General features: G+C 69.8%; 26 protein-coding genes and 1 pseudogene. 17 read left to right on the top strand and 10 right to left on the bottom strand.

Going from position 1 to position 26657, the window contains the following annotated elements; genetic code table 11:
* Positions 1-2: 2 nt before the first annotated feature.
* Both ACLNEE_RS00940 and ACLNEE_RS00935 read left to right on the top strand, forming a co-directional pair.
* On the top strand, positions 3-533 hold the full coding sequence (locus ACLNEE_RS00940) for a globin family protein (RefSeq protein ID WP_411422959.1): 531 nt from the start codon (positions 3-5) through the stop codon (positions 531-533).
* A 68-nt stretch (positions 534-601) separates the two neighbouring features.
* Positions 602-1795, top strand: coding sequence for a pyridoxal-phosphate-dependent aminotransferase family protein (locus ACLNEE_RS00935; RefSeq protein ID WP_411422954.1), 1194 nt, complete (start codon positions 602-604; stop codon positions 1793-1795).
* Here ACLNEE_RS00935 and ACLNEE_RS00930 read toward each other — a convergent pair.
* Positions 1749-2273 (bottom strand): nucleoside deaminase, encoded by a 525-nt coding sequence (locus ACLNEE_RS00930; RefSeq protein ID WP_411422955.1) that lies wholly within the window; start codon positions 2271-2273, stop codon positions 1749-1751. The two genes, ACLNEE_RS00935 and ACLNEE_RS00930, sit on opposite strands and share 47 nt — an antisense overlap.
* A gap of 71 nt (positions 2274-2344) precedes the next feature.
* Here ACLNEE_RS00930 and ACLNEE_RS00925 point away from each other — a divergent pair, with 71 nt between their 5' ends.
* Both ACLNEE_RS00925 and ACLNEE_RS00920 read left to right on the top strand, forming a co-directional pair.
* Positions 2345-3775, top strand: a complete 1431-nt coding sequence (locus tag ACLNEE_RS00925; protein ID WP_412006677.1) for a pyridoxal phosphate-dependent decarboxylase family protein — start codon at positions 2345-2347, stop codon at positions 3773-3775.
* Entirely contained in the window at positions 3772-4044 is a 273-nt protein-coding gene (locus ACLNEE_RS00920; protein ID WP_412006676.1) for a hypothetical protein, read from the top strand. Before ACLNEE_RS00925 ends, ACLNEE_RS00920 begins: the two co-directional genes overlap by 4 nt.
* On the opposite strand, the gene ACLNEE_RS00915 is transcribed toward ACLNEE_RS00920, so the two are convergent.
* From ACLNEE_RS00915 to ACLNEE_RS00900, 4 genes are read right to left on the bottom strand one after another with little or no spacing between them, the layout of a single operon-like run.
* Positions 3980-5533 carry a YcjF family protein gene (locus tag ACLNEE_RS00915; protein ID WP_412006675.1) on the bottom strand — a complete coding sequence of 518 codons (1554 nt, stop codon included), beginning with the start codon at positions 5531-5533 and terminating at the stop codon, positions 3980-3982. The two genes, ACLNEE_RS00920 and ACLNEE_RS00915, sit on opposite strands and share 65 nt — an antisense overlap.
* A gap of 3 nt (positions 5534-5536) precedes the next feature.
* Entirely contained in the window at positions 5537-7708 is a 2172-nt protein-coding gene (locus ACLNEE_RS00910; RefSeq protein WP_411422558.1) for a transglycosylase domain-containing protein, read from the bottom strand.
* Entirely contained in the window at positions 7689-8156 is a 468-nt protein-coding gene (lspA, locus tag ACLNEE_RS00905) for a signal peptidase II (RefSeq protein ID WP_411422557.1), read from the bottom strand. The genes ACLNEE_RS00910 and lspA overlap by 20 nt, the downstream gene beginning before the upstream one ends.
* Entirely contained in the window at positions 8153-8848 is a 696-nt protein-coding gene (locus ACLNEE_RS00900; protein ID WP_411422556.1) for a biotin transporter BioY, read from the bottom strand. Before ACLNEE_RS00900 ends, lspA begins: the two co-directional genes overlap by 4 nt.
* Here ACLNEE_RS00900 and ACLNEE_RS00895 point away from each other — a divergent pair.
* A complete protein-coding gene (locus tag ACLNEE_RS00895; protein ID WP_411422555.1) occupies positions 8847-9218 on the top strand; it encodes an NAD(P)H dehydrogenase assembly family protein in 372 nt (123 codons plus the stop codon). The two genes, ACLNEE_RS00900 and ACLNEE_RS00895, sit on opposite strands and share 2 nt — an antisense overlap.
* Before the next feature lie 60 nt (positions 9219-9278).
* Here the strand turns inward: ACLNEE_RS00895 and ACLNEE_RS00890 are convergent, their stop codons facing one another.
* Positions 9279-10160 (bottom strand): ferritin-like domain-containing protein, encoded by an 882-nt coding sequence (locus ACLNEE_RS00890; protein ID WP_411422554.1) that lies wholly within the window; start codon positions 10158-10160, stop codon positions 9279-9281.
* Between the two features lie 107 nt (positions 10161-10267).
* Here ACLNEE_RS00890 and ACLNEE_RS00885 point away from each other — a divergent pair, with 107 nt between their 5' ends.
* On the top strand, positions 10268-10756 hold the full coding sequence (locus ACLNEE_RS00885; protein WP_412006674.1) for a hypothetical protein: 489 nt from the start codon (positions 10268-10270) through the stop codon (positions 10754-10756).
* A gap of 15 nt (positions 10757-10771) precedes the next feature.
* Here the strand turns inward: ACLNEE_RS00885 and ACLNEE_RS00880 are convergent, their stop codons facing one another.
* Together ACLNEE_RS00880 and ACLNEE_RS00875 are read right to left on the bottom strand one after the other, a co-directional pair.
* A complete protein-coding gene (locus ACLNEE_RS00880; protein ID WP_411422552.1) occupies positions 10772-12058 on the bottom strand; it encodes a M16 family metallopeptidase in 1287 nt (428 codons plus the stop codon).
* Positions 12059-12082: 24 nt separating this feature from the next.
* Positions 12083-13411 carry a M16 family metallopeptidase gene (locus tag ACLNEE_RS00875; RefSeq protein WP_411422551.1) on the bottom strand — a complete coding sequence of 443 codons (1329 nt, stop codon included), beginning with the start codon at positions 13409-13411 and terminating at the stop codon, positions 12083-12085.
* Between the two features lie 21 nt (positions 13412-13432).
* Between ACLNEE_RS00875 and ACLNEE_RS00870 the strand changes: the two genes are divergently transcribed.
* From ACLNEE_RS00870 to ACLNEE_RS00820, 11 genes and pseudogenes are all read left to right on the top strand, one after another.
* Positions 13433-14203, top strand: a complete 771-nt coding sequence (locus ACLNEE_RS00870; RefSeq protein WP_411422550.1) for a phycocyanobilin:ferredoxin oxidoreductase — start codon at positions 13433-13435, stop codon at positions 14201-14203.
* A gap of 17 nt (positions 14204-14220) precedes the next feature.
* Positions 14221-15132 (top strand): HlyD family efflux transporter periplasmic adaptor subunit, encoded by a 912-nt coding sequence (locus tag ACLNEE_RS00865; RefSeq protein ID WP_411422549.1) that lies wholly within the window; start codon positions 14221-14223, stop codon positions 15130-15132.
* Entirely contained in the window at positions 15132-16304 is a 1173-nt protein-coding gene (gene devC / locus ACLNEE_RS00860; RefSeq protein ID WP_411422548.1) for an ABC transporter permease DevC, read from the top strand. Before ACLNEE_RS00865 ends, devC begins: the two co-directional genes overlap by 1 nt.
* Positions 16304-17053 carry a DevA family ABC transporter ATP-binding protein gene (locus ACLNEE_RS00855; RefSeq protein WP_411422547.1) on the top strand — a complete coding sequence of 250 codons (750 nt, stop codon included), beginning with the start codon at positions 16304-16306 and terminating at the stop codon, positions 17051-17053. The genes devC and ACLNEE_RS00855 overlap by 1 nt, the downstream gene beginning before the upstream one ends.
* A gap of 49 nt (positions 17054-17102) precedes the next feature.
* Positions 17103-17258, top strand: a complete 156-nt coding sequence (locus ACLNEE_RS00850; RefSeq protein ID WP_006171625.1) for a hypothetical protein — start codon at positions 17103-17105, stop codon at positions 17256-17258.
* 183 nt (positions 17259-17441) lie between these two features.
* Positions 17442-18374, top strand: a complete 933-nt coding sequence (locus ACLNEE_RS00845; protein ID WP_411422546.1) for a glycosyltransferase family 2 protein — start codon at positions 17442-17444, stop codon at positions 18372-18374.
* Positions 18375-18587: 213 nt separating this feature from the next.
* Positions 18588-19295 (top strand): annotated as a pseudogene (gene rpsB, locus ACLNEE_RS00840) (30S ribosomal protein S2); the annotation flags it as partial.
* A 72-nt stretch (positions 19296-19367) separates the two neighbouring features.
* Positions 19368-20024, top strand: a complete 657-nt coding sequence (tsf, locus tag ACLNEE_RS00835; protein WP_411422545.1) for a translation elongation factor Ts — start codon at positions 19368-19370, stop codon at positions 20022-20024.
* Positions 20025-20072: 48 nt separating this feature from the next.
* On the top strand, positions 20073-21248 hold the full coding sequence (locus ACLNEE_RS00830) for a hypothetical protein (protein ID WP_411422544.1): 1176 nt from the start codon (positions 20073-20075) through the stop codon (positions 21246-21248).
* Positions 21245-23701: an ATP-dependent DNA helicase RecG gene (recG, locus tag ACLNEE_RS00825; protein WP_411422562.1), complete on the top strand. Its 2457-nt coding sequence runs from the start codon at positions 21245-21247 to the stop codon at positions 23699-23701. Before ACLNEE_RS00830 ends, recG begins: the two co-directional genes overlap by 4 nt.
* Positions 23702-23761: 60 nt before the next feature.
* Positions 23762-24487: a M15 family metallopeptidase gene (locus ACLNEE_RS00820; protein WP_411422543.1), complete on the top strand. Its 726-nt coding sequence runs from the start codon at positions 23762-23764 to the stop codon at positions 24485-24487.
* Here the strand turns inward: ACLNEE_RS00820 and ACLNEE_RS00815 are convergent.
* Complete coding sequence (locus tag ACLNEE_RS00815) at positions 24460-24825, bottom strand: hypothetical protein (protein WP_411422542.1); 366 nt, start codon at positions 24823-24825, stop codon at positions 24460-24462. The two genes, ACLNEE_RS00820 and ACLNEE_RS00815, sit on opposite strands and share 28 nt — an antisense overlap.
* A gap of 3 nt (positions 24826-24828) precedes the next feature.
* Entirely contained in the window at positions 24829-26631 is a 1803-nt protein-coding gene (sir, locus tag ACLNEE_RS00810) for a sulfite reductase, ferredoxin dependent (RefSeq protein ID WP_411422541.1), read from the bottom strand.
* Positions 26632-26657: the final 26 nt, after the last annotated feature.

Here is a 26657-nt window from a genome sequence, read left to right as displayed (position 1 = left end):
CCATGCGGGATGCCATCACCGGTCTGATTGGCCGCTACGACCAGCTGGGCCGCTATCTGGACCGGGCGGCCATGGATCGGATCAACACCTACTACTCCGAAGCCGAGCTGAGGCTCCGGGCCGTCGAGCTGATCAACGCCGAGGCCACCGAAATCGTGCGGGAAGCGGCCCAGCGCCTCTGGCTCGACGATCCCGAGCTGATCCTGCCCGGGGGGAATGCCTACACCACCCGCCGTCTCTCGGCCTGCCTGCGGGACATGGATTACTTCCTCCGCTACGCCAGCTACGCGCTGATCGCCGACGACGCCACCATCCTCAACGAGCGGGTGCTGAACGGTCTCGATGACACCTACAAGAGCCTGGGCGTCCCCACCGGCCCCACCGTGCGCAGCATCGCGCTGATGGCCGATGTGGTCTGCGAAATGCTCGGCAGCGAGGGGCTCAGCGATGCTGCCGCCCTGGCGGCGGTGGTTCGCGTCCCGTTCGACCATCTCTGTCGCGGCCTGGCCGCCAGCGACGTGCGGCTGCGCTGACCTCCGTGTCCGGATCCTCAGCTGCGTAGGCTCAGGCCATCCCTCCCGTCCACCCCGTTTCCGGCCCCTTGTCTGCGCTGCACACCGTCAACAACGCCCACCGCCGCGCGCTGGGACCGATCGCCACACCCGATCGGCTTCTGCTCGGACCGGGCCCCTCGAACGCCCATCCGACGGTGCTGCAGGCCCTGTCGCGCAACCCGATCGGCCATCTCGATCCCCTCTACGTCGAGCTGATGGGTGAGGTGCAGGAGTTGCTGCGCTACGCCTGGCAGACCGACAACCGCCTCACCATTCCCATGAGCGGCACGGGAAGTGCGGCCATGGAAGCCGCCCTCGCGAACACCCTCGAACCCGGCGACAAGGTGCTGATCGCCGTGAAGGGCTACTTCGGCCTGCGCCTGGCGGACATGGCCGGCCGCTACCGGGCCGATGTGGTCACGATCGAGCGCCCCTGGGGCGAGGCCTTCACGCTCGAGGAGATCGAAGCGGCGCTCAGGGAGCATCGCCCCGCCATCCTCGGCATGGTCCATGCCGAGACCTCCACCGGCATCCTCCAGCCGATGGAGGGCGTCGGTGAACTCTGCCGCCAGTACGGCTGTCTGCTGCTGCTGGACACCGTCACCTCCCTGGGTGCCGTTCCCGTCCACCTCGATGACTGGCAGGTCGACCTCGCCTACAGCTGCAGCCAGAAGGGGCTCAGCTGCCCGCCGGGTCTGGGCCCCTTCACCATGGGCCCCCGCGCCGAGGCCAAGATGGAGGCGCGCCGGGGCAAGGTGCCCAACTGGTACCTCGATGTGACCCTGCTGAACCAGTACTGGGGCACGGACCGGGTCTACCACCACACGGCTCCGGTGAACATGAACTTCGGGATGCGGGAGGCCCTGCGCCTGCTGGCTGAAGAGGGGCTTGAGCACGCCTGGGCGCGGCACCGGCGCAACGCCGAGAGTCTCTGGGCCGGGCTCGAAGCCCTGGGTCTCGAACTCCATGCCCCGGAGCATCTCCGCCTCCCCACCCTCACCACCGTGCGGATCCCGGAGGGGGTGGATGGCAAGGCCTTCACGCTCCACCTTCTCAACAAGCACGGGATCGAGGTGGGCGGTGGGCTCGGTGCCCTGGCCGGCAAGGTCTGGCGGATCGGCCTGATGGGCTACAACAGCCGTGCGGAGAATGTGGAGCTCCTGCTGGAACTGTTCCGCACGGAGCTGCCGGCCTTCAGGCCCGGTGCCCAGACAGGCCGCCCAGCCGCCGTCGCCGTCTGAACCAGTCGCCGAGCTGTTGGCTCGCCTCCGCCGCCATCACGCCCGGCAGCACGCGGGTGTGGTGGTGAGCACTGGGGTGATGGACCAGATCCAGGTTGCCCCCCACCGCACCGCGCTTCGGATCGGGCGCGCCGAACACCAGGGTGCCGACCCGGGCCTGCACCAGGGCTCCCGCACAGAGGGGGCAGGGCTCGAGGGTCACCAGCAGGGTGCAGCTGTTCAGCCGCCAGTCACCCAGCAGCCGCGAGGCCTGGCCGATGGCCATCAGTTCGGCGTGGCCGAGGGGATCCCCTTCGCGGTGGCGTCGGTTGCTGCCCCAGCCGATGCAGCGCCCCTGCCCATCGAGCACGGCAGCCGCCACCGGGATCTCGCCCCGCATCCCCACCCGCTCGGCACAGCGCAGCAGGCGCTCCATCCAGAAGCGATGGCGCCGCTCCTCGGCCTCGCCGGGGCTGGGCCCGGCTGCTCTGGCCTCCATGCCTCTGGCTTCCATCCCTCCCTTGTAGCCCACGACCACAGGTGAGAATGGCCCCACCCGACAGCCCGCCGTTGGCAAGCGCGCCACCAGCACCGCGGGCGATCCCGCCCCTCCCCTTCGCCAGCCCCGACCAGCCCGACGCCAGGCTGCAGGCCTTTCTCGAGCAGGCGTCGGCCCAGCTCTGTGCCTGGCTGGGAAGCGCTGCGAGCCGTTCGCCGCTGCCGGGCCTCAGCGTGCTGCCCTGCATCGAGCCCCAGCGGCTGGGCCTGTCCGATGAGGTGTTGCTGGCGGATCTGCAGCTGGTGATGGATGGCGCGTTCAGCCCCAGCCATCCCGGCGCCCTGGCCCACCTGGATCCCCCGCCTCTGCCCGCCTCGATTGCGGCGGATCTGATCTGTGCCGGCCTCAACAACAACCTGCTGGCCGAGGAGCTCTCGCCGAGCCTCTCCAGGCTGGAGCGGAGCCTGGCTGCCTGGCTGGCCGAGCAGCTCGGACTCGGCAAGGGGGCCGGGGGGGTGGCAGCCAGTGGCGGCTCGCTCTCCAACCTCATGGCCCTGGTGACGGCCCGTCAGGCCGCTGGACTGGGCTGCCGCGGCGATGCCGTGGTGGTCTGCAGCGCCGATGCCCATGTCTCCCTGGCCAAGGCGCTGACGGTGATGGGGCTGCCGCCCCAGGCCCTGGTGCGGGTGCCCACCGGGCCCGAGGGCGGTCTCGATCCGGGCCGGCTCCAGGTTCAGCTGGAGCGGCTGGCGGCGGGGGGCGTACCCGTGATCGCCGTGGTGGCGACCGCCGGCACGACGGTGCGGGGGGCGGTGGATCCGCTAAAACCGATCGCGGCGCTCTGCCGCCGCTACGGCCACTGGCTGCACGTGGACGGGGCGATCGGCGCGGTCTTCGCCCTGAGCCCGAGGCACCGGCACCGGGTGGCCGGTCTGGAGGAGGCCGATTCGGTGACGGTCAATCCCCAGAAACTGCTGGGGATCACCAAGACCTCCTCGCTGCTGCTGCTGGCGCGGCCCCAGGCCCTTGAGCTCGCCTTCGGCACGGGCCTTCCCTACATGGAACCGAGCTGGGGCGGCGCCCATGGCGGCGAGCAGGGGCTGCAGGGCACCCGTCCCGCCGAGATCCTCAAGCTCTGGCTCGGGCTCCGGCAGCTGGGTCACGAGGGGATCGAGGCCGTGCTGGACGGGGCCATCCAGCGCCGACGGGAACTCCAGGCTCTGCTCGCCGCCATCCCCGAGCTGACGCTGCTGGGGGGACAGCTCCATCTGCTGGCCTTCACCCTGCGGGAAGGGAGTGGCGCGGCCGCCGAGGACTGGAGCCAGCGCACCCGGCAGGCCCTGCTGGACCAGCAGTTGATGCTGTCGCGACCGCTGCATGGCGGGCGCTACCACCTCAAGGCCGTGCTGGGGAACCCCCACACCCGCTCCGAGCATCTGCGCCGCATCAGCGGCGTGGTGGCCGAATCGGTACGGTGCCAGGCAGGTGCGCCCTGGCCATGACCCCGCAACCGAACCGCCGCGGTCGTCTGGTGGCGATCTTCACCGGGGCCGTCTCGATCCTGATCGGCATGCTGTACCTGGCGCTGATGGTGGTGCTCGACAACCGCGGCCCCCTGCAGCCGCCACCGCCCGAGGCCCTGGGGCTGAGCGCAGTCGCCCCGGCTGCTGCTGTCACCCCATCCGTGCAGAGGGACGCGGCCTCCGCTAGCGCTCCGGGCGCGGCGGCAGCTGGCGCTCCCGTTGCCGCAACGGTTCCACCACCCGGCTGAGCGCCGCGTCGAGGAACTGCCGCAGCGCCCCATCCCTCCGTCCGAGGTCGTAGTGGCGCTGCACCACCTCCTGGATGCCGCCGTCTCCCCAGTCCTGGTCGCGCTCGAAGTAGGTGATGAAGCTCTGCCCGGCCACCCGCGTCAGCCAGGCGGCACTGACCGCCTGGATGGCGCGGCTCAGCAGCAGGGCCGGGACGGAGACGCTCAGCGCCGCCGAGAGCAGATTCATGCCGCCCTTGATCAAGCCCAGGCCGGCCAGGGTGCGACCCAGGGAGAGGGCCAGGTCCTGGGCACTCTCCCGGCTCAGGCTGACGCCGTAGATCCGGCCGATCTCCACCACCATCTGGGCGTTCACCGCAGCGGCACCCAGCAGGTCAACGCCGGGCAGGGGGGTGACCGCCAGAACCCCGGCGCCGATCCACATGTAGCGGTCGACGATGCGCAGGGCGTCATCGCGGCGCTGGTCGGCCAGCAGCTGGCGGGTGGCATCCCCCAGCCGACGGCACTGGAGCAGCAGATTGTCGGCGATCAGCTCTTCGCCGTCGGCGTGGAGCACGGCGGCGAGGCGCCTCAACAGGGCCTCCACCTCGGGCGGAGGCTGCAGCGGCCGCCCCCCCGGCATGGGGATCGTCTGGGGTGAGGCACTGGCGGGGATCACATCGGCGGGCGCGATGCGGCCGGCCGTGCGGCGGCGCAGCAGCGCGAGCAGGCGTGCCTCCTCGTCCTCGCCGCGCAAGTCGCACTTGTTCAGCACCAGGAGCAGGCGCTTGCCCAGGCTGGCCAACGCCTCGAACACCTGCCACTCCGAGGCCCGCAGATCCCCGTCCACCACCACCAGGAGCAGATCGGCGCGGCTGGCCTGCTGGCGGGCGTGCCGCTCGCGGGCCTGGCCATCACGGCCGGCCTCGAGGATCCCGGGGGTGTCCACCAGCCAGACCGCCCGCTGCAGCCCCCGGAGCCGCAGGCGGTAGGGCGTGCTCTCCCGGGTGGATCCCATCGGGGCACCGACCTCCCCCACCAGCTCCTGGAGGAGGGCCCGCACCAGTGAGGTCTTCCCCGCCGATCCTGTGCCGAACACGACGATCACCAGGTCCCCCCGCTCCAGTTCGACGGCCATGCGCCGGCGCTCCTGGTCCAGCGCCTCACGCTCCACCGCATCGCGAACCCGCGCCAGGGTCTGGTCGATCGCCTCGAGGTTGCGGGCGGCCGCCTCCCGGCGGGATGACGGCGCTTCCGGCGGCAGGGCGTTGCGTTCGCCGCCGCCCTTCGAGGAGCGCCCCAACGAGCGGATCCACGGCCAGGCGAGCTGGGCCAGCAGCAGCACGGCACCGGCCAGCAGCAGGAACACCACCGGGCCCACCAGCCCGTAGGGCAGAACCCCGCTCAGTTGCCAGACCAGCTGGTTGATCGCCTGCAGCACCATCCCCACGACCAGCAGGGCCAGCAGCAGCAGGCCCGCGGCAAGCCAGAGACGGGTGCGGTTCTTCACGGCCTAGGAAGCGGTGGCCCGGAGGATGTCGCCCCACAAGCCAGCGGCGATCGCACTGGAGCCCTGGGTGGGCGCATTGTCATCGTTGCCGAGCCAGATGCCCACAACCCAGTGGCGCCTGGGCTCGTACCCCACGAACAGCAGATCGCGCGCCTCGTTGCTGGTGCCGGTCTTGCCGCCCTCCTGGCCACCGAGCCGGGCGGCGCGCCCCGTGCCGCTGCTCACGACGGCCCGCAGCAGGTGCTGCATGGCACGGGCGGCTTCCGGACTGACGGCACGCCGCCCCGGTGAGGCACTGGCCGGGTTGCTGGCCTGCCGCTGGCGGCACCGGCCTGGATCCTCCCCAGGGCAGGTCTCGGCGTCCACCAGGCGCTTGATCGTGCTGGGGACGTGCCAGGTGCCGTCGTTGGCGATGGCGGCGTAGGCGGCGGTGAGCTCGAGCAGGGTCACCTCGCTCTGCCCCAGGGCCAGGCCCGGCACGGCAGCCAGCGGGCTGGTGATGCCGAGATCCCGCGCCTTCTGCACCACGGCTTCCAGGCCGACCTTCTGGGCCAGACGGAGGGCGGCGGTGTTGCTGCTGCGGGCGAAGGCACTGGTGAGACTCAGGCTGCCGCTGCAGTCACTGGCGAAGGACTGGCCGCGCCAGCTCAGGGGACCGCACCCCACCGGGTCACCGGGTCGGCTCCCCCGTTCAAGGGCCACCAGGTAGGGGAAGAGCTTGAAGGTGCTGCCGGGCTGACGCAGGGCCATCGAAGCCCGGTTGTACTGGCTCTGTTCGTAGTCGCGCCCACCGACGATCGCGACGATGCCACCGTTGCGGGCATCCAGCACGACCACGGCTCCCTCGCCGATGCCCAGGCCACGGCTGCTGGCCAGCCGTTGCCGCAACAGGCGTTCCACCTGGCGCTGCACCGCGGGGTCGAGATGGGTGTCGATCAGGAAGTTGCCCTCGGCGGCCACGGCGGATCCGACCTGATCACTGAGATCGCGGCGCACCTGATCGGTGTAGAAGGGAGCACCGCGGAGCTCGGCGGCGCGGCGGCAGGCGTCGGGCGCCAGCTTGACCGGACTGCGCCGGGCCGTTCTGCCCGCATCGGCGCTCAGCCGTCCGGCATCCACCATCTTGTTGAGCACCCCATTGCGGGACTCGAGGGCGGCCTGGGGATCGAAGCAGGGGTCGTAACCGTTCGGGGAGGGCAGCAGGCCGACCAGCAGGGCGGCCTCCTCGAGCTTGAGCTCGGCCGCGGGCTTGTCGAAATAGTGGCGCGCCGCATCCTCGAAGCCCCATCCCACCCCGAGGTACACCCGGTTCAGATAGCTCAGCAACAGGTCGCGCTTGCTGAACCGGGCCTCGAGCTGGAGCGCCACCAGCAGCTCACGCCACTTGCGGCCCAGCGTTTCACCCTGCCCCACCTGGTCGGGGTAGAGGCTGCGGGCCAGCTGCTGGGTGAGGGTGCTGCCCCCCTCCAGCACGCGGCCGCCGATCAGGTTGGTGACCAGGGCCCGGGCGGTGCCGACCGGATCGACCCCGGGGTGCCACCAGAACCTGCCATCCTCGCTGGCGAGCAGGGCATCGATCAGCACGGCCGGGTAGTCCCGCAGGTTCGCCAGCTCCCGGTGCTCCAGCCCCTGCACCGAATTGATCGGGCGACCGCGGTTGTCGTAGAGGGCCAGGGGGCCGCGCACGGTCGCCAGACTTCCCCGGATCGGCCCCTGCAGCATCGAGAGGGCGAGCAGCAGCACGCCACCACCCGCCACGGTCACCAGTCCCAGGCTGGCCATCCGGACCAGGCGTTCCAGCTGGGGCATCGGCCGACGCTGAAACTCGAACTCCGGCACGCCGGGCTGGTGGCTGGGACCGAAGCGCACGCTGTCGCCATCCCGGAGCAGCAGCTGCTGAATCCGCCGACCACGCCACCACAGCCCGTTGGTGGAGCCGTTGTCGCTCAGCAGCCAGGTGCTGCCGCGCTGCTCGAGAAGGGCATGCTGACGGCTGACGGCGCCATGGTCGATGGGGATTTCCGAGGACGGATCCCGCCCCAGGCGGTAGGCGCCACTGTGCAGGGCGACCTGCCGGCCCCCCAGCCCGGGCAGGTGAATCAGGAGCTGGACCCGGCCCGGCTGGCTCAGCCGCCGCCAGCGCTGGCGCAGGGCCTCAAACGCGGCGATGGCCATGGCCCCTCAGCAGGTCGATGGCGAAGCAGAGCACGGCCAGGTTGATGGCGATGTCGGCGATGTTGAAGACCGGAAACGCCACGGGAACGAAGGCCAGAAAATCCACAACGGCCCCCATCCGCCAACGGTCGATCCCGTTGCCCACGGCGCCGCCGAGCAGGAAGCCCACCGCCAGGCTCCGCGGCAGGGTCATGACCGCTTGCCGGCGGATCCAGATCACCACCCCCAGGCCCACCAGCAGGCTCACCAGGCCCAGCATCTGGGTGGCCCCCGTGAACAGGCTGAAGGCCGCCCCGGTGTTGTGGGTGAGCTGCAGGGCCAGCACACCGGGAAGGAAGGGCTGGGGGAGGCCAGACACGAGGTTCGCGGAGGCCCAGGCCTTGCTGAGCTGGTCCAGCAGCACGATCAGGGCCGCCAGCCCGTAGCTGCGCCACTGGGGGGCCGTCACGAGGGAACCAGCAGAAGACGCCGCAGTCCCAGCGCCACCAGGGCGACGGCACAACAGAGCAGGAGCTGTGACAGCAGGGGAATGACGGAGTAACTGATCAGCAGCGAGAGGAGGGCCGGCCCCCAGCGGCCCGCCACCGCTCCGATCAGCAGGTTGAGCACGCCGCAGATCTGCACGACCGCCAGGCCGAGCAGGCTGGCCAGCAGCAGGTTGAGCAGGGAGTTCATGCCGCGCTGTCGGGCCAGCTTGCCGGTGACCCACCCCGCCGGAATGAACCCGGCCAGATAGCCGAAACCGGGATCCAGCAGGTAGGCCGCGCCACCGCCGCCATGGAAGACCGGCAGCTGGAACAGGCCGAGGCTCAGGTAGCCCACGGCCGCCAGAATCGCGCTGCGGGGGCCGCAGACCAGCGCCGTCAGCAGCAGGGCCGGGACCTGCAGGGTGATCGGCAGGGGGATCACGGCCCACTGACCGTCAGTGCCGGGGAAGGTCACGGCAGCCTGGATGAGCCCCCCGACCAGGATCAACAACAGGCCGGCAACCGCACCGCTCCAGTTCGCTAGGGCCCGCAATGCATCCGCACAGGTCTCGCCCCAGTCTGCCGTCTGGGGGTGAGGCTGTCGCGGCTGCACCCAGCCACTTCCCACCGGGCTTAGATGGGGAGCGTGGATGGGCAGGAGAAGGCTGGTCATGGCGGATCGCTCCAGGGCGGCGGACGACACGGCGGCTGAGCCAGCGGCTGAGGGAGCGGCTGAAGTGGCCGCTGAGATTGCCGCTGAAGTGGTCGCCGAGGTCGGCTCAACAGCGCCGTCGGTCGACGAAGACCAGCGCAGCGAAGCCAGGCGCTGGGCTGTCGGTGATTCCGCCTGTCTGCGGGGCCTGCCGCGCTACCTCAAGACCGCCGAACCGATGCCGATGCTGCGACCTCCGGATCTGGTGGACATCGGCGAGGTGGGGGTGGTCGTCGCGGAGCGGGCCCTCGGCCAGTTGGCCGTGCGCTTCCGCCGGGGCACCTTTCTGCTGGATTCAGGCCAGCTGACCTCCCCCGAGGGACTCCCCTGAGGGACTCCCCTGAGGGACTGCTCTGGGGGACTCCCCTGAGCAGCCCGCTCGGCAGGCGACTCAGTTCCGACCGGGCGCGCGGCCCTGCAGGCCACTGAGAAACATTGGCACGAACGTGTCGAAGAAGAGCTCGGGCTTCTCCTGCCACACGCGCCTGGCTGCCAGGAAGCGCGATTTCTGCAGGTCCGGTGCAAGCAGGGTCTGGGGCAGCCGTTCCAGCAGGTAGGCCGGCCGTTGCCAGGCAGGAATGGTGTTGGCGATGTCAACCAGATTGGCCAGGCGGCGCAGTTCAGCCCCTGCCGTGATATCCATGCCGGCGGCGTAGGCGGCGTGCTCGATCAGGGAATAGCGGTGCTTGGCCTCATCCACCCGCTGCCGGTGGGCGGGACTCTGACGGGCGATGCGGCTGAGCCAGCGGTTCCCCCAGCGCACATGACTGGCTTCCTCGGGAAGGATGCGCTCGAGCGTTGAACGGATCTTCTGGTTCTCCTCCGTTGGTGGCGCCTTCTTCAGGGCGTGGATGTGGGCGGAGAAGGTCTGACAGCCTCGCTTCTCGGTGGCATTGATCGAAGCCAGGGCCGCCACGATGCCATCCTCCTTGCGAAGGGTGGATTCGTTCTTGTCGAGCAGGCGATTCAGTTCGTCGATATAGGACGACGTGGGAGGATTGCCAATCGGTTCGCCCAGTTCGACCAACAGATCGGTGAGCCAGACAGCGTGGCGGGCTTCATCGTTGACATGGTGGGAGAGGTCCCGGACCAGCTCCGCAGGCTCGCCATCCAGGAACTCGATCAGGTTGGTGAGTTCCGAGCAGGACCGCTGTTCGTTGAAGCGGTAACTGTTGAGAAACAACATCTGCACATCCCGCTTCTGCACGACCTGATCCATCACCTCCCGCGCGCTGAGGTTGTTGGAGAGTTTCTTCGGGTAGGTGACAGGCATGAACCGTCAGGATCGTGACTTGACGTTAACGGCCCGGCACCGACCCGCGTGGCGGCCGGACTGGCCGCTGCCGGCTAGACCCGGGGAAAGATCCGGCGACATCGACCATGCGGCTGACCTTCGTGCCGATCCACGTGTTCCGCGAAACCCCTGCGGTCACGTTCTTTGACGCCAGCGTGCCGGAGAGCAACGGCTCCGACGTGGTGTTGCACACGGGAGCGGCGGTGTCCCCTCCCGATGCCGGGGGATTTCAGCAGTTCTACGTCCACGCGCACCAGATCGACCACAACCTGGTGCTGCAGGGTCGCCGCACCTACACGCTGCTCAACCCCGCCTGGCCGCACGTTCACCACGTGGTGCATCTCGAGCGGGTGATGGGCGCACTGCAGATTCCCACCGGCACTTACCACCGCTCGGTGTCCGGCGAGGAGGGCAGCCTGGTGCTGAACCAGGCAACACGGGATCCGGAGTTCACCTACGCCACCGAGTTCATTCCAGTGAACGTGGAACAGCGCCCCGATCTCCAGGCTGCTCTGGCCGCACCGGCCTGCGTATGGCGCTGGCGCAACGGTCACATCTGCCGCGACCCAGCCTGAACCGGCCGGCCCCGGTCAGCTCTGCAGCGCGGGCGCCCGCTTCTCCCAGATGGCCGCCGCCTGCGCGAGGGCATCCTGCGGACCGCAGAGGCTGAGGCGGGGCCGGGGCAGATGGCGCCGGGCGGCCGCGAGCAGCTGCTCGGGCGTCACGGTCTCGGCGAGCTCAAGCGTGCGGGCCACATAGTCCTCCCCGAGCCCATGGCCGAGCACGAGGGCCTGGCGATCGGCGATCTGGCCGCAGGTCTGGCGGCCCATGGCGTCCTGACCCCGGAACTTGGCCTTGGCCATGGTGAGGGCATCGGTCTCCAGGGGCTCTTCCAGAAGACGTTCCCATTCCTCCAGCAGGCAGCGGGTGGCCTCCATCGCCCGTTCCGCAGAGGTGGACAGATGCCAGACGAACGGCGTGGCACCGCAGCGGGCGGGCATGTGCACGCCCACGTCGTAGGCCAGCCCGCGCTCCTCCCGCAGCAGCACGAAGAGGCGGCTGGACATGCCCATCCCCAGATGGGCCTGGAGCAGACGCAGGGGCAGGGCATCGGGATCGCCCAGGGGCACCGTGGCGCTTCCCAGCAGCAGCACCACCTGCTCGGTGTCCTGCGGATGGAGGGCCAGCGAGGGGCCGGGCAGGCCAGGGGCACCCGCATGGCGCTGCGGCAGGGCGGTGGTCCAGGGGGTCTGCACCAGCTGGTCCACCAGGGCGGCCATCAGGCTGCCGTCCCCGGGGATGTCGCCACAGATCACCAGCAGTGCCCCCTCGTCCCCCAGCTGCTGGAGCAGGGGATGGAGTGTCCCCACGTCGAGCGCCTCGAGCTCGGCCTCCACCCCCAGGGGGTCATGGCCGTAGGGACCGTCACCGTAGAGCTGATGCCGCAGCTGGTCATGGGCCAGCTGGAAGGGGTCCTCCTGCTGGCGCTGCAGGCTCTGGAGGTTCAGCTGACGCTCCAGCTCCAGCTGGTCCGCTTCCAGGCTGGGCTGGCGGGCCATGGCCAGCAGCAGCGGCAGGAGGTCCGGGGCATCCTCGGTGGCGCACTTGAGGCTGATCACCAGCGCGTCCTCGTGGGCCTCACTGCGCAGGGCCGCGCCCCGGCCCTCGACCAGATCCGCCAGCTGTTCGGCGTCCAGCTGTCCGCACCCCCGGGTCATCAGTCCGGCCAGCAGCTGCATCGCCCCGCGGCCGCCCTGCGGGTCACGGCTGCTGCCGCCGCGGAGCCACAGGCGGGCCGCCACCAGCCCCACCCCCGGCCGGTGCTGTTGCACCAGCACGAGACCGCCGGGGAGGGTGTGCTGCAACCAGGAGGTCATGCGGGGGGTCTCATGCGGAGGGTCTCATGCGGGTACGGCCTCGAGCACGCAGGCGAGCGCGGGATCGAGCAGGGGCAGGGTCCGGGCCTGGAGCTCCGGCGCCGTCCAGCGGCTGATCTCCGCCAGAGGAGCATCGAGGCCATGCCGACGCCGCCACAGCAGGTTGCTGCCGATGGTGGCGGCCACCCCACCGGCAGATTCGAGCCCGAAGCGGTAACCATTCGCCACCAGACGCTGGGCCCGCAGCCATTCCTCTGCGGCCATGCCTGCCTCCGCGAGGTCCTGCCAGACCTCGCCGATCGTCTGGCGCACCAGAGGCAGATCGGGCTCCTCGCAGATCGCTTCGAGCAGGGCGAAGCTGCCGCACTCGAGCACGTGAAGGTCGAGGTCGACGCTCTCAACGATGCGCAGATCCTCCCGGAGCCGCTCCACCAGCCGGCTGCGGCGGCCCTCGGCCAGCACCGTGGTGAGCAGGTCGGCCCCCATCACGGCGTGCAGCTCGTGGGCGGGCGGCAGACCCCACAGCATCAGCAGCCGGGCGGACTCCAGCCGGGGCAGGGCGATGCGGTGCAGCCCGGGCTGCACGCTCAGGAGGGGGCGCGGTGCCGGTTCGGGAACGGTGGCGAGTCTGGCCAGCGCCCCCTCCCGCAGGCGCCGGGCCAGGAGCCCGGCGTCCGTGTCGGTCTGCTGGGAATCGAAGCTGGGATCCAGGGCGCCGCTGAGTGCCAGCACACAGGTGTTGGCCCCGTACAGGCGCTGCTGGAAGGCGCCCATGCTGGCCGGAGTGTGCTGCAGCAGAGCCTCCCGGCGTCCCAGGATCGGCTGGCCGTAGGCGTGGGGGCCACAGGCCTTCAGCAGCAGCTGCTGCAGGGCGACCTCATCGGGCTGATCCTCGCTCTGGGCGAGCTCCTCGAGCACCACCTGCCGCTCCAGCTGGAAGGCCTCCGCCTCCAGCCGAGGCTCCAGCACCAGCTCCAGCAGCAGATCCAGGGCATCAGCCGCCGCCGCCGGCGGAATCAGCACGTGGTAGTGCACATCATCGAAACCGGTGGCGGCATTGCTGTTGCCACCCATGGCCTCGATCCGGCGGTCGAACTCCCCCGCATCCAGCCCCTCGCTCCCCTTGAACACCATGTGCTCCAGGAAGTGGGCCAGGCCGCTTTCCTCGGGTCGTTCGTAGACACTGCCGGCGCGGCACCAGAAGTCGAGGCACACCAGTGGGGCCTCCGGCAGGGGAAGCTGCACCACCTGCGCTCCGTTCGGCAGCAGCTCCACCCGGGGGTCGGCCAGACCTGGCAAGCGGCGGGAGGGAGGGGCCAGGGGCAAGGGGTGGGTGCATGGCAGGATCGGCATTCTGCTGGCTGGTGATCCCCTGTGAGCACCGTTGAGGTCGAATCCGGGGCCCTGGGCGGGGCCGCAACCAGAGCCAGCGGTGGGATCCATCCCCTGGTCGACGCCCTTGCCGAACGCATCCGCGCCAGCTGGCAGACCCTTCCTGGCCTCGCGCCGCTGCCCATCGACCCGGAGCTCGAGGCGATCAGCGGCAGCCTCGATGGCGAGGCCCTGTTCATCCGCAACGAGCTGCGCCAGTGCCGGGGCCTGCGCAAACTCCACCTCGAAACGGCCCGGCTGGGGGCCGGCCTGCAGATCCTCCACTGCGTGCTGTTTCCTGATCCCCGCTTCGACCTGCCGGTGTTCGGCGCCGACATCGTCGCCGGCCCGGCCGGCGTGTCTGCGGCCATCGTCGATCTTTCCCCCGTGACCGGGTCACTGCCGGCCGGCATCAGCACGGCGTTGGCGAACCGTCATCCGCGCCGCTACCAGCAGGAACGGGAGCTTCCTGGCTGGGGGTCGATCTTCTCGCCCCATGTGCGCTTCGTGCGGCCGGTCACGCCCGAGGAGGAAGCCTCCTTCATCGCCGAGGTCGGCGAGTTCCTGGCGGTGCTGAGCGACGCGCTGCGCAGCAGCGAGGCTCAGGCCGTGGATGCCCCAGCTACGGTTGATCGATGGAACGGCCAACTCCGATATTGCAAGCAGCAGAAACAAAACGACAAGACCCGGCGGGTCCTCGAGAAGGCCTTCAACCGGGAGTGGGCGGACCGGTACATCGAAGAGCTCCTTTTCGACGATCCTCCGGCCCTCTGACGCTGCTGGGACGGGAGGTGAGCCCCCGGCGTCTGTCGCTGATTCTCGGAGGCGCCGTGCTGGTGATCCTCGGCGGGGTGTTGCTCGCCCGTCAGGGGCGGCCCTCGGCGCCGAACCCCGCCTCCAGCCCGGCGACCCCCCTGCAGCCGGCTCGCTCGAGGATGGTCGCGGCCCTGGGGCGGCTCGACCCCCGGGGAGAGGTGCGCCAGGTCGCCGCCCCGATCAGTGGCATCGGCGGCAGCCCCCGCCTCACCCGCCTGCTGGTGCAGGAGGGGGATCAGGTGTCCGCGGGCCAGTTGCTCGCCATCTTCGACACGGCCCCGCCCCTGCTGGCCGAACGGCGCCTGCTCGATGTGCGCATCGCCAACCTGCGCAGCCGCCTCACCGTGCAGACCCGGGACATCGCCCGCTACCGCTCCCTCAGCCGCAGCGGTGCCATCCCCAGCGGTGAGCTCGACACCCGGGAAACCGACCTGCTCGAGCTCCAGGGGGAACTCCAGGAGGCCCTGGCGGAGCGCGACAAGGTCAGCGCCGATCTGCGGCTCACCGAACTTCGGGCCCCGATCAGCGGGACCGTGCTGCGGCTGCACGCCCGGGTGGGTGAACGTCCCGGCGACGACGGCGTGCTCGCCCTGGGTGCCAGCGAACGGATGGAGGCCCTGATCGAGGTCTACGAGAGCGACATCGACCGGATTCGCCTCGGTCAGACCCTCACCCTCACCAGCGAGAACGGCGGCTTCGAGGGGAGCCTGCGCGGCCGGGTCGAGCGGATCAGTCCCCAGGTCCGGCAGCGCGAGATTCTCGAGACGGATCCCACCGGTGATGTGGATGCACGGATCGTCGAGGTGCGGGTGGCCCTGGATCCGCAGGATGCCCAACGGGTGCGGGAGCGCACCGGGCTCAAGGTGATCGCCCGCTTCGACCCCTGATGCTGGAGCGTTTCTGGCGGAGCCGGCGGATCCCCCTGGCCTGGCTGCTGTTGTCCCGCCAGCCGCTCAGGCTGGCCGTGGCCCTGGCGGGCATCGCCTTTGCCGGGATCCTGATGTTCATGCAGCTCGGCTTCCGGGACGGGCTGTTCGATGCCAGCGTCACGATCCACAAGCTTTTCGACACCGATCTGGTGCTGATGAGCCCCCGCACGATGAGTTCGATCGGCATGGCCGGGTTCCCCCGCCGGCGGCTGATCCAGGCGATGGCCGACCCCGCCGTACAGGACACGACGCCGGTTCACTGGAACCTGCTGCTCTGGAAGAACCCCGACAACGGCCGAACCCGCTCCATCCTGACCCTGGGTTTCGAGCCCAGCGATGCCCTCTTCGACGAGCCCGCCCTGAAGGCCCAGGCCCAGGTGCTCACCCAGAAGGGGCGCGTGATCTTCGATGAACGCTCCAGAAGCGAGTTCGGACCGATCGCCGCGTGGTTCCGCCAGGGCCGCATCGTCGAGACCGAGGTGGCGGGCACGCGGGTGCGCGTGGCCGGTCTGGTGAGCCTGGGACCCTCCTTCGGCGCCGACGGCAACATCCTGATGAGCCGGGAGACCTATCTGCAGCTCGTGCCGGGCACCCCACCCGGCAGCATCGAACTCGGGCTGATCCGCCTGGTGCCCGGGGCCGATCGCGAGGCCGTGCTGCAGCGTCTCGAGCGGGCCCTGCCTGACGACGTGCGGGTGTTCACCAAGGAGGGCTTCGAGGAATTCGAGAAGACCTACTGGCGCACCAGCACGGCGATCGGCTTCATCTTCACCCTGGGCGCCGCCATGGGCTTCATCGTCGGGTGTGTGATCGTGTACCAGATTCTCTATTCCGACGTGAGCGATCACCTGCCGGAATACGCCACCCTCATGGCGATGGGCTACCCGCTGCCCGGGCTGCTGGGGGTGGTGGCACGGGAGGGGCTGATCCTCGCCATCCTGGGTTACCTCCCGGCCTATGCCGCCGGTCAGGGCCTCTACGCCCTGGTGCGCAGCGGCACCAATCTGCCGGTCAGCATGAACACCCCGAGGGCCGTGATCGTCTTCACCATGATTCTGGTGATGTGCATGGGTTCAGCCGCCCTGGCCATGCGCCGCCTGGGGGATGCCGATCCCGCGGAGATCTTCTGATGACGCCCGCGCCCACCCCTGCCGCCACCGACCCGGACGCCACCTCCCCCCTGGTGGAGGTCCGGGGGCTGAGTCACTGGTACGGATCGGGATCGATGCGCCGCCAGGTGCTGCAGGGGGTGGATCTCACCATCGCGCCGGGCGAGGTGGTGCTGCTCACCGGCCCCTCGGGCTGCGGTAAGACCACCCTGCTCACCCTGGTCGGCGCCCTCCGCCAGGTCCAGGAGGGCTCGGTGCGGGTGTTCGGCGAGGAACTGAACGGCGCAGGCCGGTCTGCCCGCCAGCGGCTGCGCCGTCACATCGGGATGATTTTCCAGGGGCACAACCTGCTGCGCTGCCTGAGTGCGGAGCAGAACGTGCAGATGGGTTCCGACCTGCTCGGCGGTCTGGGCTATCGCGCCCGGCGGGACCAGGCCCGCGAATGGCTGCGGCAGGTGGGCCTTGGGGATCAGCTCCACAAGCTCCCCCACGACCTCTCCGGTGGCCAGAAGCAGCGGGTGGCGATCGCCAGGGCCCTGGCGGCCCGGCCCCGGTTGCTGCTGGCGGACGAACCCACCGCCGCCCTCGACAGCCGCAGCGGGCGGGAAGTGGTCGATCTGCTGAAGGGCCTGGCGCGGGAACAGGGCTGCGGGGTGCTCATGGTCACCCACGATCCCCGCATCCTCGACGTGGCGGATCGGCTGGTGCAGATGGAGGACGGCCAGCTGTCGGCCGGTTCCCTGGAGCTGGTCGGTGCGGGTTACCGCTGAGCCCGGTTGGTTAGGCTGATGACTGATCTGACCCCAACGTGCCGACCATATGGCCAAACGCCGGAATCTGAAGAAGGAAAAGCAGGAACGCAACCGCGCCTACGCCCGCAAGTTCAAGAAGCGCAAGCTGCGCAACGATGGCCGCGGTGAAGGCGCCGGCAACGGCGTCACCGGCACCGCCAACAACGGTGGAGCCGCGGACTGAACCCTGGTCGGCGTCGCGCCGCCCACCAGTCCGTTGATCGGGATCCCGAGGGATCCCTTTTTTGTGGCCCGGGCCGTGGGCCGGCACGGGCGACGACCGCTGGGAGTCAGCCCGGGTCTGTGGGGCCCATCCTGCGCACGTCCATTCCGATCTCCCCGCCCCGCCATCCGGCCTTCGGCGCCCATGTTCATCAGCGTCGTCATCCCCACCTACAACCGGCTCCCCATCCTCGAGAAGTGTCTCCGGGCCCTGGAGCATCAGCAGGGCCATGCCGCCCTCAGCGGATACGAGGTGGTGGTGGTCGACGACGGCTCGACCGACGGCACCGTGGCCTGGCTCGAGGCCCACGCCGCCGAACTGGCCCATGTGCGGTTGATCTGCCAGGACCACGGTGGACCGGCTGAGGCCCGCAACCGGGGGGTCGCAGCGGGCCAGGGTGATGTGGTGGTGTTCATCGACAGCGACCTGGTGGTGACCCGCTCCTTCCTGGCCAGCCATGCGGCCGCCCTGGCGCACAGCTGGAGCGAACGGGGGGACCGACGCTGCTTCACCTATGGCGCTGTCATCAACACCGCGGATTTCGAGGATCCCACCCGGGAGCGCCACAAGCTCCGGGATCTCTCCTGGGCCTACTTCGCCACGGGCAATGTGGCGATTGCACGGGAGGTGCTTGAACAGGCCGGCCTGTTCGACACCGGCTTCAGGCTCTACGGCTGGGAGGATCTTGAGCTGGGCGAACGGCTGCGGCGGCTCGGGGTGCGCCTGGTCCGCTGTCCGGAGGCGGTCGGCTACCACTGGCACCCAGCCCTGCGGCTCGAGCAGATCCCCGATCTGATCCGGGTGGAGCAGGAACGCGCCCGGATGGGCCTGGTGTTCTTCCGCAAGCACCCCACCCGCCGCGTCCGCCTGATCATCCAGTTCACCTGGTTTCACCGCCTGCTCTGGGAGCTGCTCACCCTGGGCGGCCTGCTGAACGAGCGGAGTCTGCGGCCGTTGTTGGCCTGGTTGATCCGCCGCGATCGGGCAGCCCTGGCGATGGAGATCCTCCGCCTGCCGCTCAACCGGATCGGCGTTCGGGCGCTGCAGGCCCAGGCCCGGCGTGAGGGGCTGGCCTGACGCCGCACCCCGTTTGATAGGGTTCGTGGGTTCCACTCACACCGCACACCTGCGTGTTTCGGGTGATCTGGGGCGCAGCGGACGGTCAACAGCTGCAACGCACCGGTGTCGCGGGGCCATGAAGCCTCGAGCCCAGACGTTGAGGCCACCACCACCGCGGCCCCGCGATCCCTAGGCAGGTGGAGGCAAACCCGAAACCCCAACCCCAATCCCATGGCTGTCGTCACGCTCGCCGAAATGATGGAGGCGGGTGCCCACTTTGGGCACCAGACCCGTCGCTGGAACCCGAAGATGTCGCGCTACATCTACTGCGCGCGCAACGGCGTTCACATCATCGATCTGGTGCAGACCGCCGTCTGCATGAACAACGCCTACAAGTGGGTGCGCAGTGCCGCCCGCAGTGGCAAGCGCTTTCTCTTCGTGGGCACCAAGAAGCAGGCCTCCGAGGTGATCGCCCTGGAGGCCAACCGTTGCGGCGCCGCCTATGTGAACCAGCGCTGGCTGGGCGGCATGCTCACCAACTGGACCACGATGCGCGCTCGGATCGAGCGGCTCAAGGATCTGGAGCGCATGGAGTCCTCCGGCGCCATCGCGATGCGTCCGAAAAAGGAAGCTGCCGTGCTGCGGCGTGAACTTGAGCGGCTCCAGAAGTACCTCGGCGGCCTGAAGAACATGCGCCGCCTTCCCGATGTGGTGGTGCTCGTCGACCAGCGGAGGGAGACCAACGCCGTCCTCGAGGCCCGCAAGCTCGACATCCCCCTGGTGTCGATGCTCGACACGAACTGCGATCCGGATCTCTGCGACGTGCCCATCCCCTGCAACGACGACGCCGTGCGCTCCGTGCAGCTGGTGCTGGGACGCCTGGCCGATGCCATCAACGAAGGGCGCCACGGCTCCTCGGAACAGGCGCAGAGCGACGACGCCTGAACGGCGTCCCCTGGGAGTTCCGTTCCTGCACCATCCCCATCCATCGTCACCTGATCACCACACGTCATGGCTCAGATTTCGGCAAAGCTCGTCAAGGACCTGCGCGACAAGACAGGCGCAGGCATGATGGACTGCAAGAAGGCACTGTCTGAAACCAACGGCGACAGCGACAAGGCCATCGAGTGGCTGCGCCAGAAGGGCATCGCCTCCGCGGAGAAGAAGGCCGGCCGTACGGCCGCCGAAGGTGCTATCGGCTCCTACATCCATACCGGTGCCCGCGTTGGGGTTCTGGTGGAGGTCAACTGCGAGACCGACTTCGTGGCCCGGGGTGAGATCTTCCAGGAGTTGATCCGCAACGTGGCCATGCAGATCGCTGCCTGCCCTTCCGTCGACTACGTCACCACCGACGCCATCCCGGCCGAGGTGGCCGATCGGGAAAAGCAGATCGAGATGGGTCGTGATGACCTGGCCGGCAAGAAGGAGGAGATGAAGGAGAAGATCGTGGCCGGCCGGATCGGCAAGCGCCTCAAGGAAATGGCCCTGATGGATCAGCCCTACATCAAGGACAGCACCATGACCGTGGCCGAACTGGTGAAGCAGGTCGCTGGCAAGGTGGGCGAGAACATCCAGGTGCGCCGCTTCGTTCGCTTCAACCTCGGCGAGGGCATCGAGGTGGAGAAGATGGACTTCGCCGCGGAAGTGGCCGCCATGCAGGCCGCCTGATTCCACCGGCTCCCCAACCCCCTGCCCGATCCCAACCCAGCCACCGTCGTGGACTCCCTGCTGGAGGCGCGTCACCAGCTCGCCGGCATGCGCCGGGAGCTGCAGCGCGGCAATCCGGAGTTGTACCGGCACCTGGCCCTGTATCTGCAGGTGCTCCGCCAGAGCCTCCTCCAGGTCATCCAGCAGGCCTGTTTCCACCTGGCGACCCAGGTGCACCCCGACCGCTACTGCCGCATGACGGCGTCCAGCCGCACCGAGCTGCACGAGCGGATGGAGGATCTGGTGCGACGGGCCAGTGCCCTGCTGACCGTGGAGCAGGTGGCTGCCATGGCGGCGCAGATGGCCCGCCAGGAACGCCGTCCCCCCCAGCACCTCGCCAGCAGCGAGGCGCAGGAGCCCCAGGCGTTCAGCCCGGCGGGGAGGCCCCCGGGGAGGCCGGCCGGGAGGAATGATCCCGTCGGCTCGATCCAGCTGGGCATGGAGCCACCGATCGATCCCCGCCTTCTTCAGGGCCGCGATGCGGACGCGTCGGGCCCTGCAGGCCTCGAGGCAGCGTGGCCCGAGGTCGGGGCAACGGCCCCCGATCTGGCCGCCCTGCTCGACGCGATGGTCGAGGCGTTGGAGCCATCGGGGACCCAGGCTGCCGACACCCCCCAGGCTGCCGGGACCCCGGAACCGCTCGCCTCCCCCTGGGAGGGGGCGGTGCTGCCCACGGACCCCCCGACCCTGCTGCACTGGCTCGACGGCTATGAGCGGGCCCTGGCCAGACGGCTGCGCAACCTCTCCCACGCCCTCAATGTGCAGTTCCTCAGGCTGGGCCTGACCCGCGGTCTGCTCCCCGTCGGTCTCCTGGATGCGGCCCTCAGCGGGCAGGTGGAGCCCCTGCAGGCGCCCCCGAACCTGCTGCGGCTCTCCGTTCCCGTGGCGGTGGAGCCGGGGCCGGAGTCGGGCCCGGAGTCGATGGATCTGGTCGCTGTGCTGCTGCGCCTCCCCGATCTGGAACTGGAACAGCCCCAGCTGCGCACCTGCCGTAGCCGACTCCTCCAGCACCGCCAGGAGGTGCGCAGAATGGCGCAGCAGTATCGCCGCGTGCAGCGGCGGGTTCGGACCCTCGAGGCGGAGCGGCTGTGGCTGGAGGACAACCGCAGGCCCACGACCACCGGGGAGCAGAAGCAGCCTCCGCCGGACACCAGCCCCTCGCCGCCACACCCGAGAGCTGGCTGAGCACCCTGCAGCAGGCACTGCAACTGGAGGCGGACCGGGGCTTCACGGACCTGATGGGCCGCCGGGAGCGCTTCAGCGGCTTTCTGGCGCGCAACCTGCGTGAGGCCGACCCTGCAATGCCCGAGCCGCAGCAGCGTCAGGAGCTGGCCGCAGCCTTCGAGGGCTACGGGGAGCTGAGCCCGGGCCGGCGCCAGACCCTCGTGCGCCGCTGCCGGGAGCACCTGCACGCGCTGCGGCGCTCGCTGCAGCCGGCCACCCCGATGGGCCCGCCGCGGCTCCGCCTCACCGCGACGCCCTCGGCCCCTCCGGCCTCAACGGAGGGACGCGGCGGAGCGCCGGCTCCTGCCTGGAACCCGGAATCGCCCCTTGGCGAGATCCGGGGCATCGGTCCTCGAACCGCGGCGCGGCTGGCTCAGCTGGGCCTCTTCGTGGTGCGCGATCTGGTGCATTACTACCCCCGCGACTATCTCGATTACGCCAACCTGGTGCGGATCACGGGCCTGGAGGTGGGGCGCACCGCCACGATCGTGGCCACGGTGCGGCGTTGCCATGGATTCAGCAGTCCCCGCAACCCCAATCTGGCGATCCTCGAGCTCCACCTGAGCGACCCCACCGGGCGCATCCGGGTCAGTCGCTTCTTCGCCGGCCGGCGGTTCGCCAGCCCGGGCTGGCTGAAGAGCCAGGAACGGCAGTACCCGCCCGGAGCCACCGTGGCCGTCAGCGGCCTCGTGAAGGAGAGCCCCTACGGGCCTGCCTTCCAGGATCCACTGATCGAAGTGCTCGAAAGCCCCCAGGCCCCGGTGCGGCACAGCGCCATCGGCCGGCTGATGCCCGTCTACGGGCTCACCGAGGGACTGGGTGCGGACAGGTTGCGCCAGGCGATGGCCGCGGTGCTCCCCCTCGTCGAGCAGTGGGGGGACCCTCTGCCCGCCGACCTGCGGCGGGTGGAGCAGCTGATCGATCGGCCCCAGGCCCTGCAACAGATCCACAACCCCTCGACGCAGGAGCTGCTGCGGGCCAGCCGCCACAGGCTCGTGTTCGACGAATTTCTGCTGCTCCAGGTGGGCCTGCTGACACGGCGACGCGAACTCACCAGCCGGCCCGCCCAGCCGCTGCAGAGCCCCGGCGGCGACAGTCTGGTGACGCGCTTCCTGGCGTTGCTTCCCTTCCCCCTCACGGCGGCCCAGCAGCGGGTGCTCGATGAGATCCGCGCCGACCTGGCCCGCGAGCAGACCATGGCCCGCCTCGTGCAGGGGGACGTGGGCAGCGGCAAGACGGTCGTGGCGATCGGCGCCCTGCTCACGGCCATCGATGCGGGCTGCCAGGGCGCCCTGATGGCCCCCACGGAGGTGCTCGCCGAACAGCACTTCCGCAAGCTGGCTGCCTGGTTGCCCCAGCTGCACGTGAGTTGTGCTCTGCTCACCGGTTCCACGCCGGCGCGGCGGCGGCGGGAGCTGCTCACGGACCTGGCCAATGGCCAGCTGCAGCTTCTGGTCGGCACGCATGCCCTGCTGGAGGATCCGGTCGCCTTCGCCCGGCTGGGGTTGGTGGTGGTGGATGAGCAGCACCGCTTCGGAGTCGCCCAGCGGAACCGACTGCTCGCGAAGGGCCTCCAGCCCCATCTGCTCACGATGACGGCCACCCCGATCCCACGGACGCTGGCCCTGTCCCTGCACGGGGATCTCGAGGTCAGCCAGATCGATGAACTCCCACCGGGGCGGACGCCGATCCGGACCACCCTGCTGCGGGGCTCCGAACGGGATCGGGCTTACAGCCTGATCCGGGACGAGGTGGCCCGGGGCCAGCGGGCCTATGTGGTGCTCCCCCTGGTGGAGGAATCGGAGAAGCTCGATCTGCGCTCCGCGGTGGAGGTGCATCGGCAGCTGAGCCAGGAGATCTTTCCCGACCTCATGGTCGGGCTGCTGCATGGCCGCATGGCCAGCCAGGAGAAGCAGAAGGCGATCCAGGCCTTCGCCGCCGGCCAGAGCCAGGTGCTGGTCAGCACCACCGTGGTGGAGGTGGGCGTCGATGTGCCGGAGGCCTCGGTGATGGTGATCGAGCATGCCGAGCGCTTCGGCCTGGCCCAGCTGCACCAGTTGCGCGGCAGGGTGGGCCGGGGTGCGGCGGCCTCCCATTGCCTGCTGCTCAATGACAGTCGCCAGGCCCAGGCGAAGCAGCGGCTGGACGTGCTGGTGCGCTCCACGGACGGCTTCGAGATCGCCGAGATGGATCTGCGCCTGCGGGGCCCTGGCCAGGTGCTCGGCACCCGGCAGTCGGGCCTGCCGGATCTGGCCCTGGCGTCCCTGAGCGACGACGGGGCGGTGCTCGAGCAGGCCCGCCGCGTCGCCCAGCAGATCCTGGGACAGGACCCGGAGCTCGCCCACCATCCCCAGCTCGCGGCGTTGCTGGCCCGCCAGCGGGCGCGGCTGACTGCCGCCGTGCGGCTCAACTGACAGGTGCCAGCCAGCCACGGACGCGGCTGGCCCAGACTGGACGCTGCCGTTCGGCCCGCGATGGCGCTGCGTCCCTGGAATGGCCTGGCGATCCAGCCCAGCTCCGAGCCCCTCTGTCCCCTGCCCGCGGAGCTGCTCCGTCTGGAGCCCCATCCCTACAGCGCCCTCGGGGCGCCCTATGGCGCCGCTGCCGGACCGTTCCAGCTGCGCCAGGGGGTGATCGAGCGTCTGCTGATGGCCCAGGCCAGCCTGCAGCGACTCCGGCCGGAGTGGCGGCTGGCGATCTTCGATGGCTGGCGCCCCGTAGCCGTGCAGGCCTTCATGGTCGAGCACACCATCCGGCAGCGCTGCGCCGAGCTGGGCCTGGACCCTGACGCGGCATCACCGGCACGGGAGGCAGTGGAGGTGGAGGTGGCTCGCTTCTGGGCCCCCCCGAGTCCGGACCCCCTCAGCCCTCCCCCCCACAGCACCGGTGCCGCCGTGGACCTGACCCTGGCCGATCAGTCCGGGCTCGAGCTCGCCATGGGATCTCCGATCGACGCGCTCGGGGCGGTGTCCGAACCGGATCACTTCGGCGCGCTGGCGCAGCGCAGTGTTGACCAGCAGCAGCGGCAGGAGGCGCTGCTCTGGCACGGTCGCCGCGCCCTGCTGCGCCAGGTGATGGAGGCGAGCGGCTTCGCCCAGCACCCGAACGAGTGGTGGCATTTCAGCTGGGGAGATCAGCTGTGGGCCTGGCGCACCGCGCAGCCCGCCGCGTTCTACGGACGGGTGGAGCCGGTGGTCTGAGCGCTGACGAGCTCCGTCCACAGCGCCGAAGCCGTCTCCCTGTCCATGAGGCCCTTGCTCACACAGCGCTGCAGACTGGAGCGCGTCATGTCGAGCTGCACCTTCCGCAGTTGCGCCAGCACGGTGGGGCTCTGGCTGGCGTAGGGCTCCAGCTGCCGCTCGAACGCCTCCCGGATGGTGGCGGGCTGGCAGGTGAGGGGATCGGGGTCGTAGATGGTGGGCTTCGAGGCCGGCAGGGCCGGTGCCCGGCGCCCCTGGGCCTGCAGGGGCAGCTCGGCGTGACTGATCAGCAGCAGGGCACCGAGGAGGGAGCTCAGCCCCATCAGGAGGTGCCCCATGGTTCAGGCCGCCGCCAGCATGGCTTCGACGGCCGGGCGGCCGGTCCTGGCGACGAAATCACCGAAGCTGCGCCGCCCTCCGGCGCTCTGCCAGGCACGCAGCAGGGGTTCAAGCGTGGTCTCCAGCTCGGCCAGAGGCAGGCGCTCCAGGTAGGGCTCGGCCAGGCGGCTGAGGTTGGGGGTGCCGCCGAGCCACAGCTGGTACTGGTCCACGCCGCTGCCCACCAGACCGATCTCCGCCATGTAGGGCCGCGCACAGCCATTCGGACAGCCGGTCATCCTGACCAGCACCGGTCGGGTGATCCCGAGGGTCTCGAAGAGCACCTCCAGGCGCTCCAGCACATCGGGGAGCACGCGCTCCGCTTCGGTCACCGCCAGCCCGCAGAGCGGCAGTGCCGGACAGGCGAGGGCGTGGCGGGCCAGGGGGCGGGGAGCCTCGGGGGAGGCGAATCCGAGCTGCTCGAGTTCGGCGCGGATGCTGCTGCGCTGGGCCGCGCCGATGTTGCACAGCAGGATGTCCTGGTTCGGGGTGAGCCGCAGTTCCAGCTTGTAGGTGTCAACAAGGCGCCGCAGACCCGGCTTCAGCTCTCCGGAGATCCGACCGCAGAGGATCGGCAGGCCGACGAACCAGAGGCCCTGGCTCTGGCGGTGCCAGCCGAGATAATCCTCCAGCTTCGCCTTCGGCTCTAGGCGCATCCCCTTGATCGGATGGGCGAAGTACGTCGCTCTGAGCTCCTGGCGGAACCAGTCCACGCCCCGGTCGTGGATGAGGTACTTCATGCGGGCATGGCGGCGCAGCTGGCGGTCGCCATGGTCCCGCTGCAGGGCCACGATGGCCTGCACGAGCTCCAGCAGGTGCGGATAGGCCACATAACCCAGAGGGTCGGCCGTGCGGGCGAAGGTCTCCTCCTTGTTGTGGGTGCGGCCCATGCCGCCGCCGACGTAGACATTGGCCCCTTGCGGGCGCCCCTGGGGGTCGGTGAACAGGACCAGGCCGATGTCCTGGGTGAGCAGATCGACCGAGTTGTCTCCCGGAACCGTCACCGCCACCTTGAACTTGCGGGGCAGATAGGTGGCCCCGTAGAGGGGTTCCTCGGAGTCGCCGCTGTACACCCCACTCTGGTGCTGGGCCTCCTTCACCTTCCGGGCCGCTGGGCTGGGTTTGATGCGGTAGCTGAGGTCCCCATCGACCCAGAGATCCAGGTAGGAACCCTCGGCGGCCTGGGGGGCCAGCAGATCCGCGATGTCGTCGGCCAGCTGCCGGGCCGCGGGGTAGCCGCCCTTGGAGAACGGGGCCGCCGGAGCCATCACGTTCCGGTTGATGTCACCGCAGGCGGCCAGGGTGGAGCCCAGGGAGCGCACGATGGTGCCGATCACCTCCTTGAGGTTGTCCTTGCGCACCCCGTGCATCTGGAAGGCCTGGCGCGTGGTGGTGCGCAGGGTGCCGTTGCCGAGCCGGTCGGCCAGCTCGTCGATGGCCAGGTAGAGCTGTGCCGGCACCCGGCCGGCCGGGTTGCGCAGGCGCAGCATCATCTGCCAGTCCTTCGACTGGCCTTTCTGACGGTTGTCGCGGTTGTCCTGCTGGTAGCTGCCGTGGAACTTCAGGATCTGAACGGCACTGTCCGTGAAGTTCGGATCCGCATTGGCGAGTTCCGTGAGCAAGGGCTCGCGAAGATGCCCACTGGTGGCCTTGAGTTGCTCGAACTTCGTCGACCCAGACGTCACGGTTACGGCAACCACCCGATATCCGCCTGACGGTAGCGAACGGTGCAGGTCCTGAAGTCGGTCCGCCAGGGTCGGCTCCATAAAGTTGGCTGCTGCCGAAGCCCATC

The organism is Aphanothece stagnina RSMan2012, assembly GCF_046764815.1.
Lineage (GTDB): Bacteria > Cyanobacteriota > Cyanobacteriia > PCC-6307 > Cyanobiaceae > NIES-981.
Note: the sequence above shows the minus strand (reverse complement) of the source record. Positions and strands in the feature narration are given on the sequence as shown.

Bases quoted from the DNA above. Each gene is read 5' to 3' on its own strand.
- ACLNEE_RS00910 (WP_411422558.1), bottom strand. From the start codon at position 7,708: ATGGCCATCGCCGCGTTTGAGGCCCTGCGCCAGCGCTGGCGGCGGCTG.
- ACLNEE_RS00880 (WP_411422552.1), bottom strand. From the start codon at position 12,058: ATGACCTCCTGGTTGCAGCACACCCTCCCCGGCGGTCTCGTGCTGGTG.
- ACLNEE_RS00875 (WP_411422551.1), bottom strand. From the start codon at position 13,411: ATGCCGATCCTGCCATGCACCCACCCCTTGCCCCTGGCCCCTCCCTCC.
- ACLNEE_RS00855 (WP_411422547.1), top strand. From the start codon at position 16,304: ATGACGCCCGCGCCCACCCCTGCCGCCACCGACCCGGACGCCACCTCC.
- ACLNEE_RS00895 (WP_411422555.1), top strand. From the start codon at position 8,847: ATGGCGGATCGCTCCAGGGCGGCGGACGACACGGCGGCTGAGCCAGCG.
- ACLNEE_RS00815 (WP_411422542.1), bottom strand. From the start codon at position 24,825: ATGGGGCACCTCCTGATGGGGCTGAGCTCCCTCCTCGGTGCCCTGCTG.
- ACLNEE_RS00845 (WP_411422546.1), top strand. From the start codon at position 17,442: ATGTTCATCAGCGTCGTCATCCCCACCTACAACCGGCTCCCCATCCTC.
- ACLNEE_RS00920 (WP_412006676.1), top strand. From the start codon at position 3,772: ATGACCCCGCAACCGAACCGCCGCGGTCGTCTGGTGGCGATCTTCACC.
- ACLNEE_RS00885 (WP_412006674.1), top strand. From the start codon at position 10,268: ATGCGGCTGACCTTCGTGCCGATCCACGTGTTCCGCGAAACCCCTGCG.
- ACLNEE_RS00890 (WP_411422554.1), bottom strand. From the start codon at position 10,160: ATGCCTGTCACCTACCCGAAGAAACTCTCCAACAACCTCAGCGCGCGG.
- ACLNEE_RS00930 (WP_411422955.1), bottom strand. From the start codon at position 2,273: ATGGAGGCCAGAGCAGCCGGGCCCAGCCCCGGCGAGGCCGAGGAGCGG.
- ACLNEE_RS00900 (WP_411422556.1), bottom strand. From the start codon at position 8,848: ATGACCAGCCTTCTCCTGCCCATCCACGCTCCCCATCTAAGCCCGGTG.
- devC (WP_411422548.1), top strand. From the start codon at position 15,132: ATGCTGGAGCGTTTCTGGCGGAGCCGGCGGATCCCCCTGGCCTGGCTG.
- ACLNEE_RS00940 (WP_411422959.1), top strand. From the start codon at position 3: ATGCGGGATGCCATCACCGGTCTGATTGGCCGCTACGACCAGCTGGGC.
- ACLNEE_RS00850 (WP_006171625.1), top strand. From the start codon at position 17,103: ATGGCCAAACGCCGGAATCTGAAGAAGGAAAAGCAGGAACGCAACCGC.
- sir (WP_411422541.1), bottom strand. From the start codon at position 26,631: ATGGAGCCGACCCTGGCGGACCGACTTCAGGACCTGCACCGTTCGCTA.
- ACLNEE_RS00820 (WP_411422543.1), top strand. From the start codon at position 23,762: ATGGCGCTGCGTCCCTGGAATGGCCTGGCGATCCAGCCCAGCTCCGAG.
- tsf (WP_411422545.1), top strand. From the start codon at position 19,368: ATGGCTCAGATTTCGGCAAAGCTCGTCAAGGACCTGCGCGACAAGACA.